Source organism: Kribbella sp. NPDC026596 (genome assembly GCF_040638415.1).
Lineage (GTDB): Bacteria > Actinomycetota > Actinomycetes > Propionibacteriales > Kribbellaceae > Kribbella.
This window is the reverse complement of record NZ_JBEZYF010000074.1, coordinates 1-17,178: the sequence shown is the minus strand read 5'-3', so window position 1 is coordinate 17,178 and position 17,178 is coordinate 1. Positions and strand designations below refer to the sequence as shown.

The following is a 17,178-nucleotide window of genomic DNA, read 5'->3' as shown; positions in this document are numbered from 1 at the left end:
CGTCAGGAGGACGACTTGACCTTCGTCGCCGCGGAGTCCGGCATGGGCTCGTAGCGGGCGAACTGCCGGCTGAACGAGGCCGAGCCATGTGACAGCGAACGCAGGTCGATCGTGTAGCGGGTGATCTCCACCTGCGGCACTTCCGCCTTCACCAGTGTCCGATCCTCGCCGACCTTGTCGGTCCCGAGGAGGCGCCCGCGCCGACCGGACAGGTCGCTCATCACCGCGCCGACCAGGTCGTCCGGAATGAGCACCGACACCAGGTCGACCGGCTCCAGCAGATTCACCTTCGTCGCCGCCGCCGCCTCGCGGAGCGCGAGCCCGCCTGCCATCTGGAACGCCATGTCCGACGAGTCGACGCTGTGGGCCTTCCCGTCGAGCAGGGTGACGCGGATGTTCACCATCGGATACCCGGCGGAGACACCTCGCTCCATCTGTGCCCGCACGCCCTTCTCGACGCTCGGGATGAACTGCCGTGGCACCGCGCCGCCGACCACCTTGTCGACGAACTCGAACTCCGCTCCCTCCGGCAGCGGCTCCACCTCGATGTCGCAGACGGCGTACTGACCATGGCCGCCGGACTGCTTCACGTGCCGTCCGTGCCCCTTCGCCTTCCCACCGAACGTCTCCCGCAGCGGCACGCGCAACTCCACCGTGTCCACGGTCACGCCGTACCGGCTGGACAAGGCATCGAGTACGACGTCCGAGTGAGCCTCACCCATGCACCAGAGCACGATCTGGTGCGTCTCCGGGTTCTGCTCGATCCGTAGCGTCGGGTCCTCGGCGGCCAGCCGCTGCAACCCGACACTCAGCTTGTCCTCGTCGGTCTTCGCATGCGCCTGGACGGCGATCGGCAGCAACGGCTCGGGCATGGTCCACGGCTTCAGCAGCAGCGGATCGGCCTTGTCGGACAACGTGTCACCGGTCTCGGCCCTGGTCAGCCGTCCGATCGCGCACAGGTCGCCCGCGACCACGGCCGGCGCCGGCCGCTGCACCTTGCCGAGCGGGAACGACAACGTGCCGATCCGCTCGTCCTCGTCGTGGTCGGCGTGTGAGTTGTGCTCACCGAAGAACGACGTGAAATGGCCCGACACGTGAACCGTCGTGTCGGGCCTGATGGTGCCGGAGAACACCCGGACCAGGCTGACCCTGCCGACATACGGATCCGACGTCGTCTTCACCACCTCGGCGAGCAGCGGCCCGTCCGGGTCGCAGGTCAGGCCCTTGCGCGCGACTCCGTGCGGGGTGAAGACCTCGGGCAGCGTGTGCTCGGGCGGCGACGGGAAGCCGCTGGTGGCCACCTCGAGCAGCTCGAACGTGCCCACGCCGGAGGCGCTGCAGACCGGGATGACCGGGAAGAACGAGCCCCGCGCGACCGCGCGCTCGAGGTCCTCGATCAGCACCTTCTGGTCGATCTCCTCGCCCTCGAGGTACCGGTCCATCAGCGACTCGTCCTCGGACTCCTCGATGATTCCCTCGATCAGCGTGCCGCGGAGCTCCTCGATCTCGTCGCCGTACGACGGATCCGGGGCCGAGGGCGAACGTTTGCCGTCCGCGTAGCCGTAGTACGTCTGCGACAGCAGCCCGATCAGCCCGTCACCAGCGGGCAGGTAGAGCGGCAGGACCTTGTCGCCGAACGCGGCCTGCGCCGCGGCGAGCGCGGTCTGGTAGTTGGCCCGGGCATGGTCCAACTTGGTGATCACGACGGCGCGGGGCATCCCGACCTGGTCGCACTCCTGCCAGACCGACTTGGTCGGCTCGTCGACGCCCTCGCTCGCCGAGATCACGAACAGCGCGCAGTCGGCGGCGCGCAGCCCGGCCCGCAGTTCGCCGACGAAATCGGCGTACCCGGGGGTGTCGATCAGGTTCAGCTTGACGCCGTCGTGCGGCAGCGAGGCGAGCGACAGGCCCACCGAGCGTTGCTGCCGGATCTCGGCGTCGTCGAAGTCGCACACCGTGGTTCCGTCCAGGACGGTGCCGGGTCTGTTCAGGACGCCGGAGGCCACCAGCAGGGCCTCGACAAGGGTGGTCTTGCCGGACCCGGACGGGCCGACCAGCACCACGTTGCGGATGGCGTCCGGGCTGTCCACAGCGGGCGCGGCTCCGGTGCCTTGGGAAGTGTTCGTCTTGTCTGCCATGACGTTCCTCCTGGTCCACCCACCATTCCCCCAACGGCCACTTCGCACAAGAGCCATCACGGTCCGGATTCGCCTGACTCGTCAGCCGCTGCCCCCGCGGGCCGCCTCCCACCGGCGGACCCCCGCCGTAGGTACTGTCACGGCATGCGTAGGGCACTTCGCACCGCGATCGCCATGCTCGTCACCGCACTGGCCCTGGCCGGCTTCGCGCTCCCCGCGTCGGCCGCCACCGGCGACGAGGTGACGAACTTCGCGATCGACTACACCGTCACCCCGGACGGCGTGCTGCAGGTGAAGGAGACCATCGCGTACACCTTCGGCAGCACGGGCAGGCACGGCATCTACCGCGACCTGGTGACCCGGGAGCCGTACACGGACGACGATTCGAAGGACCAGAAGTACGAGGTCTCGAACATCACGGTGCACAGCGACGACGCGCCCGACGAATTCAGCACCAAGACGACATCGTCCAACCAAGGCCGGGACGAGACGCTGCGGATCAAGATCGGCTCCGTGGACAAGACGATCTCCGGGTACGACGCGACGTACGTGATCACGTACGACGTCCGCGGCGCGCTCCGGCACTTCGCCGACCACAGCGAGCTCTACTGGGACGCGACCGGATCGGCCTGGGACGCCGAGATCAAGCGCGTCGACATCCGCGTCACCGTCCCGGAGGGTGTGCAGCAGACCCAGTGTTTTCAGGGGGCGGCCGGATCGACGCAGGACTGCGTGAGCACCGTGAGCGGCGGCAAGGGGATCTTCGGCGCTGCCAACCTCGCTCTGGGCGAGCAGGTGACCATCGTTGCCGGGATCAAGGCCGGCGCGGTCAGCAACGACCGGCCGATCGTGGTCGACCCGCCGAGTTGGATGGAGCGCAACGGGCTGTCGTGGCCGGCGCTGATCGGCTCGGGCGCGGTGAGCCTGGCCGCGATCGCCGTGGCGGTGCTGTACGCGAAGAACGGGAACAAGGACCAGCGCTTCGCCGGGATGCCGCCAGGCACGTTCCCGCCGGACGGTGTTGCGGCCGAGCCGGTGAAGGACGACCTGACCGAGGACCAGATCCCGGTCGCGTTCGCCCCGCCCCGGATCCCGGTCGCCGAGGGCGGCCTGCTGATCGACGCGGAGGCGAACACGACGGAGACCGCCGCGACGCTCATCGACATGGCGGTGCGAGGCGGCGTACGGATCGAGAACACCGGCAATGACCAGAAGGCGGTGCTGCTGAACCCGGCGGTCGCGACCGCGCGGCACGAGCAGGTGCTGATGTCGGGGCTGTTCCCGACGCTGCAGCCGGGGTCGGAGGTCCTGTTGCGCCGCGGTGCCGTGGGTGACCACACGATGCGGCGTGCGCACGACAAGATGATCGCGGCACTGCGGCATCAGGTGAAGCAGCGCGGGTGGTACCTGCGGATGCCGGCGGCCGTCGGCGGATCGGTGTTCAAGAAAGGCACCGGCTGTGCGTGCATGGCGATGATCGCGATCTGGGTGGTCGGCGCCGGGCTGGCCGGGACGATCACCGGCCTGGCGACCGGTGGATTCGGCCGCGGGGTAGTGATCGCGGTGCCGGTGATCGCGGTGATCGTTGCCGTCGGCATCTGGGTCGTCAAGCGCGGCAACGGACAGCGGAACCCGGCCGGTCGGGCGGTCGCGGATCAGCTGATCGGGTTCCGGAAGTACCTGGCCACCGCGGAGGCGGACCAGCTGCGGTTCGAGGAGGGGGAGGACATCTTCAGCAAGTACCTCCCGTGGGCGATCGCGTTCGGGCTGGCCGACCGCTGGCAGAAGGTCTGCGAGCAACTGGTCGCCGCAGGCCGCCTGACTCCCGACCCGTACTGGTACAGCGGTCCGTCGTACTACACCTCCGGCTGGACCGCCGGGTTGGTCGGCTCCACCCTCGCCAGCAGCTTCGACCCGCCGCCCGCCCCGGCCAGCAGCGGTGGAGGCGGCGGCAGCTCCTCCGGCTTCAGCGGCGGCTCCTCCGGCGGTGGAGGCGGCGGAGGAGGCGGCGGAAGCTGGTAAGCGCTAGACAGCGCCGCCGGCGGCGGGAGGAGCTGTCGGGTCGTTGCCGCCGTCTCCGATGACCTCGCGGGCGAGGAAGTCTTCCAGGTGGAACAGGTTGTCACCGGCCCGCTTCGCGACGTTGACGAGCGTCTTCATCGCGGCGACCTCCTCGACCTGCTCCTTCAGGAACCACTGCATGAACTGCTCGCCGACGTAGTCCGACTCGTCCCGCGCCGTCCGGGCCAGCGTCTCGACCTGCTTGGTGACCGTGATCTCCTGCGCCAGCGCCAGTTCCAGCGGGTCCAGCGCGGTCTTGAAGTCCGACTGGACCTCGCCGACCGACGGGATGTGCGGCCGGATGTCCTTGTCCAGCAGGTACTGGACCATCATCATCGCGTGGTTCCGCTCTTCCAGGGACTGCTTGTAGAAGTGCGACGCGAGCTGCGGAAGATCCTGCTCGTCGAACCAGACAGCGACCGCGACATACTGCTGTGACGCGGTGAATTCGTTGCGGATCTGTTCTTGCAGAAGTTTCTCGTACGTGCTCATTGCGTCAATCTAGTGGCCACGACCGGATTTCACACGCTTGGCGAGGCTGACCTAACCGTCGAGATTCCGTCCCAGTTCGAGCACCTCGATACCACCGCCGGGCAGGCTGATCCGCACCGTCGACCCGTCCACCGCGACATCGATGCCCTCGGCAAGCGCTTGCGGCCGGAGCGCGTCCCGCGTCAGCAGTACGGCGCTCACGAGCACGAGCGGCTCGCCGTGGTGCGGAGCCGTCACGTACGGCGTCGCCGAGTGCACACCGAACGGGTTCGCCCCGAGACCCCGGTGCACGCCGGCTTCGTCGTACCCGTGCAACCCGACGACCGCGGACAGCACTCCGTCCTCGTTCCGCGCCGACGCGGACACCGAGCCGGCTGTTGCCTCAGGCAAAGACTCACCGGCGACCGCGAAACCACCGCTGCGCACCATCGAGCCGGCCGGTCCTTCCACCAGGGCGCACCGGATCTCCCAACCGGCGTGGACGACCGACGCCGTCTCAATCCGCCACGGTCCGTCCGTACCCAGCCACGCTTTGTGCCAGGAGGACGCCGTACGCCCGCTCACACCGATCCGCCGGATCCGCCCGCGCGAACTGGACCGCCCGTCCGCGTCGACGAGCGAGATGAGGTTGTCGATGCGCGGCGCGTGGTCGGACAGCTCCGGCCCGGCGTGGTTCGCGTACGCCAACCGGTTGTAGTGCGCGTCCCCCTCCGGCTCCACACCCTCCGGCTCGGCGAACGGCGCGTGGTCGGCGCCATGGTTGACCAACTGCACGATCTGGTCGTGCCGGCTCGCGTGCACGATCCACCCCGGCGCGGGCATCGCCCGTACCTGGTCCGCGTCGTCGAGCGGGATCGAGTCCTCCGGGTCCGTCCACACCGGGTGCTCCGGCGGGAGCACCAGCCCGATGAACCCCTTCGATGCCCAGTACGGCGAGCCTGGACCGGAGTACTGCTGGGTGGTCGGCAGGAACGTGTCGTACCACCCGAGCGTCAGCAGACCACGCTCATCTGGCACACCATGCTGCACGAAGTGCCGCGCAATGCCCGAGCAAATCCGCCGCGTCTGACCGGGCGACAGGGGAGTGGCGTCCAGGACCGCCCCCATCCAGTACGGCGTCGCTGCGGCCATCCGGTAGGTCAGAGAGCGGCCCTGGTAGATCGGTGCGCCGTCGTTGCCGACCAGATGCACCGCGTCTTCCAGGAACAGCCGGAGCCGATCCCGGTACTGCGTCAACCGGTCCTCGTACGCCGCACCCGGCGTGGCAGCCGCCATCCGCGCCCACAGTCCGGGGTAGAGGTGCATGGCCCAGCCGATGTAGTTGTCGAAGTTCTGTCCGTCGCCATCGGAGTACCAGCCGTCACCGACGTACCAGTCCTCGATGCGGTCCAGCCCGCCGTCGATGTCGTCCTGTGAGTACGGCGCTCCGACCGACGCGAGGAACTGCTCACTCACGACCTGGAACAGCCGCCAGTTGTTGTCGTGCGTCGTGGAGCCGTTGAAGCCACCCAGCCACTCCGCGACGTGTTCCTGCGCGCGGGTGTCGAGCCGGTCCCAGATCCACTCCCGCGTCTCATGCAGTGCGACCGCGATCGCTGCTGCCTCGACCATCTGCTGTGAACGCGGGGTGAGCCGCAGCCACGCCTCCGGGTGGTCGGGATTCGCTCCGTTCGCGACACCCCGCGCGTACCGCTCGATCAGTTGCTCGCAGCCCTTGCCCTGCACGCCGGCGATGCGGAACGCGGCCAGCATGAAGGACCGCGCGAACCCTTCCAATGCGTCCGAGTCCGTACCCGACCGACTCGGCCGACCGGGCAGTGCGATCAGCGAGGCACCGGGGGAGAAGTACGGCACCAGCGAGTCGAGCAGGTGATCCGCCAGCGCCTCCCAGTGCGCGCGGCTCCACCCAGTCTGTCGCGACAGGACGCGGTCGGTGTGAGGTAGTACGAGGCGGGTCATGGGGCCTCCCGGTCTGGACTGAGGAGTGAAGGGAGCGAAGCGACTGGAACGACGAGGGAAGACCGGGAGCCGAGGCCCCATGACCCCGCCGGCGCCGAAGGCCCGGCCAAAAGCACTGTCATGCGAGCCTTCCGAGTTCGGTGGGGCTGATGGCGTGCCGCAAGGGCTGGCCGGCGACGATGCGTTCGAGCTCTCCGACGGCGAGTTCGCCGAGGCGGGCGATCTCGTTGCCGACTGCGCCGGCGACGTGCGGGGTGACGAAGACGTTCGGCAGGTCGAGCAGCGGCGAGTCCGGCGGCAGCGGCTCCGGGTCGGTCACATCGAGTACGGCGTCGATCCGGCCGGAGACGCACTCGCGGAGGAGCGCGTCGGCGTCGATGATCTTGCCGCGGGCCGTGTTGATCAGGACCGCGCCGTCCTTCAGCAGACCGAGCAGACGGGCGTCGACCAGGCCGACGGTCTCCGGGATCAGCGGCGCGTGCACGCTGAGGATCTCGCTCCGGCGGAACAGCGTGTCGTTGTCGACCAGCTCCGCACCGAGCTCGGCCGCCTCGGCCGTGGTCATGTACGGGTCGCTCATCAGCACCTGCAGATCGAACCCGCGCAGCCGCTCGGCCACCATCTTGGCGATCCGCGACGCCCCCAGCAGGCCGACCGTCGAACCGTAGCTGCCCGGCATCCCGTGCGGATCCGCCTTCCGCCGTTCCAGCCGGTACTGCGCCGCCAGCCGGAAGGCCCGCTTCCCGGCCAGCACGATCGCGGCGACCGTGAACTCGGCCACCGGCAGCGCGTTCGCGGTGGCCGCCGACGACACCTGGATCCCGCGGTCGAACGCGATAGGGTCGACGATCGCCTTGACCGATCCGGCGGCATGCAGGATCGCCTGCAGCTTGGGCGCCGCGTCGAGTACCTCCGGCCCGATTCGCGGACAACCCCAGCCGGTGACCAGTACGTCGACCTCCGGCAGCGCGGCCCGGATCGCGGGGTCGGCCAGGAAGCTGGTCCCGGGACCGACCGGCAGCACGGTCGCGACCGCCTCCAGGCGCTCGCGGACGCGCGGGACCAGCACACGGTCCCGGCTGGCGTCGTTCATCGCCAGCATCACGGTCAGGGCGGAATCTGGTTCGTCGGTCACGAAACCAACCTAGCAAGCGCTTTCCGAAGCTGTCTTCCCGGTGGCCGAATCTTGGAAGTCCCTGAAAGATTCCGGTCGCCGGAATGTGGGCCCGCACGTTCGGCGTTATGAGGTGAAAGGGCAGGATAGAGGGGCCTACCCGCCCTGCTGGCCACTGTATGAAGGAGACGACGATGCTGCGACCGGACGACCTCTACGAGATCGTCGACGAGTCGGTGGCGACCGGCCCGGCGGCGACGCCGAAGGTCTTGGTGCACTCGCTGGACGGGTTCATGGACGCGGGCCAGGCGGGCCGGGTGACGGCCGATCACCTGCTCGAGGTGCTGGACAGCCGGCTGCTCGCGCGGTTCGACGTGGATCTCCTGCACGACTACCGGGCCCGGCGGCCCGAGGTGACGTTCGCCGAGGACCGGTTCATCGACTACACCCCGCCGCAGCTGAATCTGCACCTGCTGACCGATGACGCGGGCGTCGAGTTCCTGCTGCTCGAGGGTGTCGAGCCGGACAACCACTGGAACCGGTTCGCCGGCGCGGTCCGGCAGCTGATCGAGCTGTACAACGTGACGCTCACGATCGGTGTCCACGGGATCCCGATGGGCGTCCCGCACACCCGTCCGCTCGGCCTGACCGCGCACGCGACCCGACCCGAGCTGGTCACCCGGTCGAACATCTGGGACGGCGAGATGCGGCTGCCCGCGAGCGCCGGCACGATGCTGCAGGTGCGCCTGGGTGAGGCCGGCAAGGACGCGATGGGCTTCGCGGTGCACGTCCCGCACTACCTGGCCGAGAACCGCTTCCCGGGTGCCGCGCTGGCCCTGGTGCACGCGATCTCCGCCGCCACCGGCCTGCTCCTCCCTAGCAAGGCCCTGCTCGACGAGGCCGCCGTCACCGGCCGGCTGGTCGACGAGCAGGTCGAGGCATCGGAGGACGCGTCCGCGGTGGTCAACGCCCTCGAGACGCAGTACGACGCCGCCGAGGGCTCACTGACCCGCAAGAGCCTCCTAGCGGACTCCACCCCGTCCGCCGAGGAGCTGGGCGCCGAGGTCGAGCAGTTCCTGGCCGACCTGAACCGCGAAGACGACCAGTAGCCTCCCCTCCGGGAGGGTACGGCGCGTGTGGCGGGCGGGTGCTGTCAGGATGAGGCATGCCTGAGTCGCTGGAGGATCTGGTCGAGCTGCTCGACCTGGAGATGATCGACGTCGACCTGTTCCGCGGCCGCCAGCCGCAGACGTCGATGCAACGCGTGTTCGGCGGTCAGGTGCTGGGCCAGGCGCTGGCCGCCGCGAGCCGGTCGGTGGACCCCGAGCGGGTGGTGCACTCGCTGCACGGCTACTTCCTGCGCGCCGGCGACACCGCCGTACCGATCGTCTATCGCCCGGAGCCGACCCGGGACGGCGGCACGTTCAGCAGTCGCCGGGTGGTCGCGTCGCAGAACGGGAAGCCGATCTTCTACATGTCCGCGTCGTTCCAGCGGCCAGAGCCCGGGCTCGACCACCAGGATCCGATGCCGGACGACGTCGTACCACCGGAGGAGGCGCCGCGGCTGGCGACCGTCCTCGAGGCGCGCTCGGGCCGGCCGGCCGCCGACTGGGACAAGGAGTGGGCGGCCCTCGACGTACGCCTGGCCGGAGTCACCGGCCGGCAGTTCTGGATCCGGGCCGCGGGCAAGCTTCCCGACGATCCCGCCTTGCACGCTTGCGTTCTCGCCTACGCCAGCGACCTGACGTTGCTCGGGGCAAGCTTGTTGCCGCACGGCATCGTGATCGGCGACCGTCGGATCCAGCCCGCCTCTCTCGACCACGCCCTCTGGTTCCACCGGCCGTTCCGCGCCGACGAGTGGCTCCTCTACGACCAGTCGTCCCCCTCCGCCTCCGGAGCCCGGGGCTTCGCCACCGGCCGCCTCTACACCGAATCCGGCAGCCTGATCGCCTCCGTCGCCCAGGAAGGCCTGATCCGCCCCGTCGGCCTCGACCTGGACACCTCGAAGTAGCTTTCCTCTCCGGATTCCTCTGATACCGTGGAGGCATGTCGAAGCGCGCTGTAGTCACGACGACGCCGGAGTTCGTCCCGGCGCGCTGACACCTGACTGTCTGACAAAGCCCCGGGGCGAGTGCCCCGGGGCTTTGTTGTGCTCTGTGGTTGCTCGCCCCAAACCATGGAGGAAATCATGTACGACCACCGCAAGCTCGGCCGCGAACTCGGCCTGTTCGACTCCGACCCGCTGATCGGCGCAGGTCTGCCGTACTGGCTGCCCGCCGGTGCCGCCGTCCGGCACGCCTTGGAGAGCTACATCGCCGAGGTGGAACGAAGAGCCGGCTACCAGCAGGTCTACTCACCCGTGCTCGGCAAGCGTGAGCTGTACGAGATCTCGGGCCACTGGGCGAAGTACCACGAGGACATGTACCCGCCGATGGATATGGGCGGTGAGCAACTGGTCCTGCGGCCGAGCATCTGCCCACACCACGCGCTGATGTACCGCTCTCGCTCGCACAGCTACCGCGAGCTCCCGCTCCGGTTCTCCGAGCTCGGCGGGCAGTACCGCGCCGAACTCTCCGGCGCCATCGGCGGCCTGAACCGGGTCCGCGCCATGCAACTCAACGACGCGCACATCTTCTGCCGCCTCGACCAGGTCGCGGCAGAAGCAGAGGGCGCTCTCCGACTGATCAATCAGGCGTACGCCGACATGGGCATCAGCGCGTCCCGCTACGTGCTCGCCCTCCCGTCTGAGGACGCCGACTTCAACAGCCCCTCGAGCAAGTACGTCGGTGACGCCGCGAGCTGGGCGCAAGCCGCCGGCCTGCTGCGCGACGTGCTGAAGAACGCCGGCATCGACTACGAGGACGCACCGGGCGACGCCGCGTTCTACGGACCGAAGATCGACATCCAGATGATGGATTCGGCCGGCCGTGAGTTCAGCCTGTCGACCATCCAGATCGACTTCCACCAGCCCGCGGCCTTCGACCTCGAGTACGTCGGTGCCGATGGCAACAAACATCGCCCGGTGATGGTGCACCGCGCGATCGTCGGCAGCATCGAAAGAGCGGTCGCTCAGCTGATCGAGGTGCACGGCGGCGCGTTCCCGGCCTGGCTCGCGCCGGTGCAACTCGTCGTACTCCCGATCTCCGACGACGAGGACAAGGTCGCCGTCGAGGTCGCCCGGCGGGCGTCGGACCGGGGGCTCCGGGTCGAGGTCGCGCACGCGGACGAGGGCAGCCTCGGCGCACGCATCCGCGAGAACCGGCTGGCGCCGTACCAGGCGGTCATCGGCGCGCGCGAGGCCGCGGCCGGTCTCGTCGCCGTCCGCCAGCGGGACGGTCAGCAGCTCGCCGCGGCCGAGATCGGGATGGCCCTCGACGAGCTCCGGGACAGCTGCCAGCCGCCCGCGCTCAGGTCGCAGTGTGTGAGCGCCGGCGCAGGATCCAGGTCGCGATCGGTACCACGATGATCGTCCCGATCAGGGCGCTCAGGAGTCCGCCCCAGTCGAAGATGTCGTCGTCACCGATGCCGAGGCCGAGCGTGAAGATCACGTAGCCGAGCAGGGCTCCGAGCAGGCCGAGTCCGATCGACACCAGCCAGGACTTCGGCCCGCTCATGTGCCGGAAGGCGTCACCGGGCACGAGCATCCTGGCCAGGACTCCGCAGACCAACCCGAGTAGCAGTGCTCCTATCATGTCCACCCCTCCTATGGTTCGGAGTGTCCTCCACGTTCCCCGCGGAGTCGAGTGGGTCAGCTCTCCTGCAGCTGTCCGATCAAGTGGGTGAGCTCGTGCTTCTCGTCGTACAGGGCGAAGTCGGTGGTCTTGCCGGACTGCTCGAAGCCGAACTGCACTCGCGACGGCAGCAGCAGCGGTTTGCGGAAGTCGACGCGGACAGTGAAGGCGTCCGGCAGTTTCCCGGCGCGCTCGATCGAGGCGAGCGCGGCGGCCTTGGCCCACATGCCGTGCGCGATCTGGCGTGGGAACCCGAACGCCTGAGCGGTCAGCTTGAACAGGTGGATCGGGTTCCGGTCGCCGGACGCCCCGGCGTACCGGCGGCCGAGGTTGCCGCGCAGGTCCCACCACGCGGTGGGGTCGAGCTCGGGGTCCTTCAGCAGGTCGACGTGCGCCGACTCCGTCCCGGACGAGCGGCTCAGCAACGTGGTCAGGTCGGTCCACACGACCTCGCCGTCGACACTGACCTCGCTGACCACGTCGAAGACCGTGCCCTTGGGGTGCGGGCGCTCCGCCGTACTGTGCACCCGGATGGCCGGCTCGGCGTGGATCGGGAGCGGCTGCCGCTGGGTGATCGTGTTGGACAGGTGCACGATCCCCATCGGCTTGTACGGGAACGACGGGTCGGACATCAGATCCAGGTGCAGCGGGAACGCGAGAACATGCGGGTACGTCGTCGGCAGCGCCGGGCCGGCCGGGAACCCGGTGACATCCCGGTACGCCGACAGGTGGTCCTGGTCGATCGCGGAGCGGGGGAGCTCCAGCGTGAGGCCGTCGGCGTCCGGCTCGTAGTCGGCCCGACGCAGTGTGGCTTTGACCGTCCGCGCGTAGAGCGAGCCGAATCCGGGGGTGTCGTCGTACCGTCGGGTCGGCATGTCAGGCGCCCAGCATGCTCTGGCCGCAGACCCGGACCACGTTGCCGGTCACGCCCGCCGACGCTGGATCGGCGAACCAGGCGATCGTCTCGGCCACGTCGATCGGCCGCCCGCCCTGCTGCAGCGAGTTGATCCGGCGGCCGACCTCGCGGATCGCGAACGGGACCTTCGCGGTCATCTCGGTCTCGATGAAACCGGGCGCGACCGCGTTGATCCGGATGTTCCGATCGGTCAGCGTCGGCGCGAGCGCCTGGACCAGGCCGATCACGCCGGCTTTCGAGGTGGCGTAGTTCGTCTGGCCGTTGTTGCCCGCGATCCCGGCGATGCTTGCGACGCCGACGATCGAGCCGCCGTCCCGGAGCGCACCGGACTCCAGCAGATGCTTGGTGATCCGCTCGGGGGCGCGCAGGTTGACGTCGAGGACGGCGTCCCACGCGTCGGTGCGCATGTTCACCAGCCGCTTGTCCCGGGTGATGCCAGCGTTGTGGACGACGATGTCGAGCCCGCCGTGCTGCTCCTGAGCGTGCGCCGCGATCCGCTGTGCCGCGTCGACCGCGGTGACGTCGAGGAGGAGCTCGCTGCCCCCGATCTTCGAGATCACCTTGCGCAGCGCGTCCGCGTTCTGCGGTACGTCGACGCCGATGATGGTCGCGCCGTCCCGGGCCAGCGTGCCCGCGATCGCCGCGCCGATCCCACGAGCCGCGCCGGTCACCAGGGCCACCCGGCCCGCGAGCGGCCGAGCCGGGTCGTTGCTGACCAGGGGGCCGGTCCCGATCCGGGCGACCTGTCCGTCGACGTACGCCGACTTGGGGGAGAGGAAGAAACGGAGGGTCGAGTCCAGCTGCTCGTGCGCGTCCGGAGCGACGTACACGAGATTGACCGTGGCGCCGCGCTTCACCTCCTTGCCGAGGCTTCGCGTGAAGCCCTCGAGGGCGCGCTGCGCGATCTGCTGCTCGATGGACTGCGCGAGCTCCGGCGTACGGCCGACAACGATGACGCGGCCCGCCGCCGCGAGCTGGCGGACAACGGGGGAGAAGAAGCGCTGCAGGCTGGTCAGGTCGGCCGTCGAGGTGGCTCCGGTCGCGTCGAAGACCAGCGCCTTCGGCCGGATCTCGCTCGACGCGATGCCCTCGGTCGCCGTACTGAACGAGGCTCCGATGTCCCGCAACAGCGCCTGGATCGCCTTGCCGGCGTCGGTCTCGGAGATCGCGCCGAAGACGACCGGCCCGTCGATCACCGGCGAACCCTCGGTCCAGCGTTGCAGCGGCGTCGGGTCGGGCAGACCCAGGTTCTTCACCAGGGTCTGGCCGAGCGGCGTCCGGGTGAAGGTCTGGTAGCGATCCGTCATTCTCTGCTCCTACTTCTCGAGGATGGCGACGACACCTTGACCGCCCGCGGCGCAGATCGAGATCAGGCCCCGCCCACCGCCGTTCTCGTCCAGTTGCTTGGCCAGCGCGGCGACGATCCGTCCACCGGTCGCGGCGAACGGGTGACCCGCCGCCAGCGAGCTGCCGTTCACGTTCAGCTTGTCCCGGTCGATCTCGCCGAGGGGCGCGTCCAGGCCGAGCCGTTCCTTGCAGAAGATCGGGTCCTCCCACGCCTTCAGGGTGGACAGCACCTGGGACGCGAACGCCTCGTGGATCTCGTAGTAGTCGAAGTCCTGGAGGGTCAGCCCGGCTCTGGCCAGCATGCGCGGTACGGCGTACGCGGGGGCCATCAGCAGCCCCTCGGCGCCCTTCACGTAGTCGACCGCCGCGGTCTGCGAGTGGGTCAGGTAGGCGAGCGGCCTGAGGCTGTGCTTTTGTGCCCATTCCTCGGTCGACAGCAGCACGGTCGACGCACCGTCAGTCAGCGGGGTCGAGTTGCCGGCCGTCATCGTCGCGGTCTCGCCCTTGCCGTACACCGTCTTGAGCTTGGCCAGCTTCTCCAGACTCGTGTCGGGGCGGAGGTTCTGGTCCTTCTCGAGGCCCAGGTACGGCGTGATCAGGTCCTGCTGGAAGCCGCGATCGTACGACTTGGCGAGGTTGACGTGGGAGCGATACGCCAGCTCGTCCTGCGCCTCCCGGGTGATGCCCCACTCGAGCGCGGTCAGGGCCGCGTGGTCGCCCATGGACTTCCTGGTCCGCGGCTCGGCGTTGCGGGGGATCTCGGGTACGACGTCCTTCGGGCGGACGCGCGCGAGCACCTTGAGTCGATCCTGGAACGTCTTGGCCCGGTTGAGGTCGAGCAGGATGTTGCGGAGCTTGTCGTTGACCGCGATCGGCGCGTCGGACGCGGTGTCCACGCCGCCCGCGATGCCGGCGTCGATCTGGCCGAGGGCGATCTTGTTGGCGACCAGGATCGCCGCCTCGAGCCCGGTGCCGCACGCCTGCTGGATGTCGTACGCCGGGGTCGTCGGGGCGAGCTTGGAGCCGAGAACCACCTCGCGCACCATGTTCCAGTCGCGGGCGTGCTTGAGGACGGCACCGGCGACCACTTCGCCGAGCTCCTGACCGCCCAGGCCGGTCCGGTCGACCAGGCCGTTGAGCGCGGCGGTGAGCATGTCGGAGTTGGAGGCGTGCCGGTAGGTCTTGTCCTGCCGGGCGAACGGAATCCTGTTCCCGGCGACAACGGCCACCTTGCGCGGTTCGGTCACGGTTTCTCTCCTGCTCTGCTGGAGCGGGTGGTGCTTCTGGGAAGTGCTTTTCGACCTACTGCGGTCGCGAGGGTGGCGGTGATCGCGGTCGCCCGGACGGTGGCGACATCGGCATGATGCACCACCGGATGCCCCGGCTGCCCGCTCGACACGATCAACCCGACCCTTGCCATGTGCAACGACCCGAGGGTCTGCATGTAGAGGTGATTGGCCAGGTACGCCGTGTCGACCCCGTCGAACACACCTGACCGCTGACCTGCCTCGAGGATATTGGCGATCCGCGCCAGCGCCGCGGCCATCGCCGTACCGAGTTTGGTCATGACCGGCTCGGTGATCTCGCCGAACAGTTCGTCGCCGGTCCGCCGGAGCAGGCTCATCGCGCAGTCGGCGAAGGCCGGATACTCCAGGCAGAAGTCGACGAAGACCTCGGACAAGGCCTTGAGGCGGTTCAGCGGCGCCCGGCGCGGGTTGTCGACTTCGTCGAGCCTTTGATCGAGCTCGCCCAGGTAGTCGACCAGGGTGAGGGCGAACAGCTCCTCCTTGCCGGCGAAGTGCCGGTAGATCAGGGCCTTGTTGATCCCCACGCGCTTGGCGATATCGTCGATCTGTGCGTCGATCGTGCCCCGCTCGTCGAACAGTTCACGGGTTGCGCGGATGATGTCCCGCTCCCGGTCGCGACGACGCTCCGCCGTGGTCCGGCGGCGTCCGATCGCGAGCAGCGCGGAGCTCATGGATCGATCTTAGCCATAGCGGTACCCCTTGGTGCAAACGACGGTTACACTCGTCGGTAACATTGCGCTGTCGTGTCTTCTTCGCCTCGGAGGCTGAAAGATATGTCCGATCCCAAGGCCGCGGTCTCGGCCGACGTGATGACCCTCGCCGGTGAGCTCGGCGCCGAGCGGTCGAAGGCAGGCTGGAGCACCTTCTCGCTCGCCCTGAACGAGGAGCAGAAGGAGATCCGCGACTGGGCCCACACCTTCGCCGCCGAGGTGATCCGTCCCGCCGCGGCCGAGTGGGACGAGCGCGAGGAGACTCCGTGGCCGGTGATCCAGGAGGCCGCGAAGATCGGTCTGTACGGCCTGGACGCGAACGTGAACCTCTTCGTCGACCCTTCCGGCCTGCTGATGCCGCTGGTCCACGAGGAACTGTTCTGGGGTGACGCCGGCATCGCGATGTCCCTGAAGGGCACCGGTCTAGCGTCGTCCGCGATCTTCTCCAACGGCACGCCTGAACAGTGGAGCCAGTGGATGGGGCGGTGCTACGGGACGCCGGACGACGTGAAGGTTGCCGCTTTCTGCTCGTCGGAGCCGGGGGCGGGGTCTGATGTGTCCGCGATCCGTACGCGCGCGACGTACGACCCGCGGTCTGATGAGTGGGTCATCAACGGGCAGAAGGCATGGGCGACGAACGGCGGGATCGCCGACATCCACGTGGTGGTCGCGACGGTCGATCCGGCTCTCGGGACCAAGGGGCAGGCGGCGTTCGTCGTACCCAAGTCTGAAGTGCGCGGGCTGGAGCAGGGCACGAAGCTGCGCAAGCACGGCCTGCGCGCGTCCCACACCGCCGACGTCTTCTTCGACAACGTCCGCATCCCGGCTTCCAACGTCCTGGGCGGAAAAGAGAAGCTCGAGGAGCGGCTGGCTCGCGCCCGCTCGGCTGACGGTCGCCAGGGCCGCAACGCCTCGATGGCCACCTTCGAGATCACCCGCCACATCGTCGGCGCCCAGGCCATCGGCATCGCCCGCGCCGCCTACGAGGTCGCCCTCGACTACGCCAAGACCCGCGAACAGTTCGGCCGCCCGATCATCGACAACCAAGGCATCGCCTTCAAACTCGCCGACATGGCCATGGAAATCGACGCCGCCCGGCTCTTGGTCTGGCGCGCCGCCAACATGTCCGCCGCCCTCATGCGCGGCGAAACCCCCGACTACCGCCACGGCGAAGGCTCCATGGCCAAACTCAAAGCCGGCGAGGTAGCCGTCCGCGTCACCGAGGACGCCATCCAAATCCTCGGCGGCAACGGCTACACCCGCGAGTACCCCGTAGAACGCATGCACCGAGACGCCAAGATCTACACCATCTTCGAAGGCACCAGCGAAATCCAGCGCCTGGTCATCGCCCGCGCGATCTCCGGCATGCGCATCCGGTAGGCGTTTCCGCAGGTCAGAGGCTG

Annotated in this window: 14 protein-coding genes; 5 read left to right on the top strand and 9 right to left on the bottom strand. The window is 68.8% G+C overall.

Translation table 11 applies throughout. The annotated features are described in order from the left end of the window. Positions 1 to 2: 2 nt before the first annotated feature. Complete coding sequence (locus tag AB0E63_RS38715) at positions 3 to 2,138, bottom strand: elongation factor G-like protein EF-G2 (RefSeq protein WP_360377492.1); 2,136 nt, start codon at positions 2,136 to 2,138, stop codon at positions 3 to 5. Between the two features lie 144 nt (positions 2,139 to 2,282). Between AB0E63_RS38715 and AB0E63_RS38710 the strand changes: the two genes are divergently transcribed. Further along, positions 2,283 to 4,160: a DUF2207 domain-containing protein gene (locus AB0E63_RS38710; RefSeq protein WP_360377489.1), complete on the top strand. Its 1,878-nt coding sequence runs from the start codon at positions 2,283 to 2,285 to the stop codon at positions 4,158 to 4,160. A 3-nt stretch (positions 4,161 to 4,163) separates the two neighbouring features. On the opposite strand, the gene AB0E63_RS38705 is transcribed toward AB0E63_RS38710, so the two are convergent. The 3 genes from AB0E63_RS38705 to AB0E63_RS38695 form a co-directional block, all read right to left on the bottom strand. Further along, positions 4,164 to 4,691 carry a ferritin gene (locus AB0E63_RS38705; RefSeq protein WP_360377487.1) on the bottom strand — a complete coding sequence of 176 codons (528 nt, stop codon included), beginning with the start codon at positions 4,689 to 4,691 and terminating at the stop codon, positions 4,164 to 4,166. A gap of 51 nt (positions 4,692 to 4,742) precedes the next feature. Further along, entirely contained in the window at positions 4,743 to 6,650 is a 1,908-nt protein-coding gene (locus AB0E63_RS38700) for a DUF2264 domain-containing protein (protein ID WP_360377485.1), read from the bottom strand. Positions 6,651 to 6,768: 118 nt separating this feature from the next. Further along, positions 6,769 to 7,785: a hydroxyacid dehydrogenase gene (locus AB0E63_RS38695; protein ID WP_360377482.1), complete on the bottom strand. Its 1,017-nt coding sequence runs from the start codon at positions 7,783 to 7,785 to the stop codon at positions 6,769 to 6,771. 173 nt (positions 7,786 to 7,958) lie between these two features. Here AB0E63_RS38695 and AB0E63_RS38690 point away from each other — a divergent pair, with 173 nt between their 5' ends. The 3 genes from AB0E63_RS38690 (at position 7,959) to thrS (ending at position 11,230) form a co-directional block, all read left to right on the top strand. Further along, a complete protein-coding gene (locus AB0E63_RS38690) occupies positions 7,959 to 8,873 on the top strand; it encodes a PAC2 family protein (RefSeq protein WP_360377479.1) in 915 nt (304 codons plus the stop codon). Between the two features lie 56 nt (positions 8,874 to 8,929). After that, positions 8,930 to 9,775: an acyl-CoA thioesterase II gene (locus tag AB0E63_RS38685; RefSeq protein WP_360377476.1), complete on the top strand. Its 846-nt coding sequence runs from the start codon at positions 8,930 to 8,932 to the stop codon at positions 9,773 to 9,775. A gap of 177 nt (positions 9,776 to 9,952) precedes the next feature. Then, on the top strand, positions 9,953 to 11,230 hold the full coding sequence (thrS, locus tag AB0E63_RS38680) for a threonine--tRNA ligase (RefSeq protein ID WP_360377473.1): 1,278 nt from the start codon (positions 9,953 to 9,955) through the stop codon (positions 11,228 to 11,230). Here the strand turns inward: thrS and AB0E63_RS38675 are convergent. Genes AB0E63_RS38675 through AB0E63_RS38655 form a run of 5 tightly spaced genes read right to left on the bottom strand, consistent with a single transcriptional unit; the run spans position 11,172 to position 15,736 of the window. Beyond that, positions 11,172 to 11,456, bottom strand: a complete 285-nt coding sequence (locus AB0E63_RS38675) for a hypothetical protein (protein ID WP_360377471.1) — start codon at positions 11,454 to 11,456, stop codon at positions 11,172 to 11,174. The genes thrS and AB0E63_RS38675 overlap by 59 nt on opposite strands. 56 nt (positions 11,457 to 11,512) lie before the next feature. Next, a complete protein-coding gene (locus AB0E63_RS38670) occupies positions 11,513 to 12,370 on the bottom strand; it encodes a MaoC/PaaZ C-terminal domain-containing protein (protein ID WP_360377468.1) in 858 nt (285 codons plus the stop codon). A gap of 1 nt (position 12,371) precedes the next feature. Next, positions 12,372 to 13,718: a 3-oxoacyl-ACP reductase gene (locus AB0E63_RS38665; RefSeq protein WP_360377466.1), complete on the bottom strand. Its 1,347-nt coding sequence runs from the start codon at positions 13,716 to 13,718 to the stop codon at positions 12,372 to 12,374. A gap of 9 nt (positions 13,719 to 13,727) precedes the next feature. Next, positions 13,728 to 15,005 carry an acetyl-CoA C-acetyltransferase gene (locus AB0E63_RS38660; protein ID WP_360377463.1) on the bottom strand — a complete coding sequence of 426 codons (1,278 nt, stop codon included), beginning with the start codon at positions 15,003 to 15,005 and terminating at the stop codon, positions 13,728 to 13,730. Next, positions 15,002 to 15,736, bottom strand: coding sequence for a TetR/AcrR family transcriptional regulator (locus AB0E63_RS38655; RefSeq protein WP_360377461.1), 735 nt, complete (start codon positions 15,734 to 15,736; stop codon positions 15,002 to 15,004). Before AB0E63_RS38655 ends, AB0E63_RS38660 begins: the two co-directional genes overlap by 4 nt. Before the next feature lie 102 nt (positions 15,737 to 15,838). Here AB0E63_RS38655 and AB0E63_RS38650 point away from each other — a divergent pair, with 102 nt between their 5' ends. After that, the gene (locus tag AB0E63_RS38650; RefSeq protein WP_360377458.1) at positions 15,839 to 17,155 is read left to right on the top strand and encodes an acyl-CoA dehydrogenase family protein; all 1,317 of its coding nucleotides are present in this window, start codon (positions 15,839 to 15,841) and stop codon (positions 17,153 to 17,155) included. Positions 17,156 to 17,178: the final 23 nt, after the last annotated feature.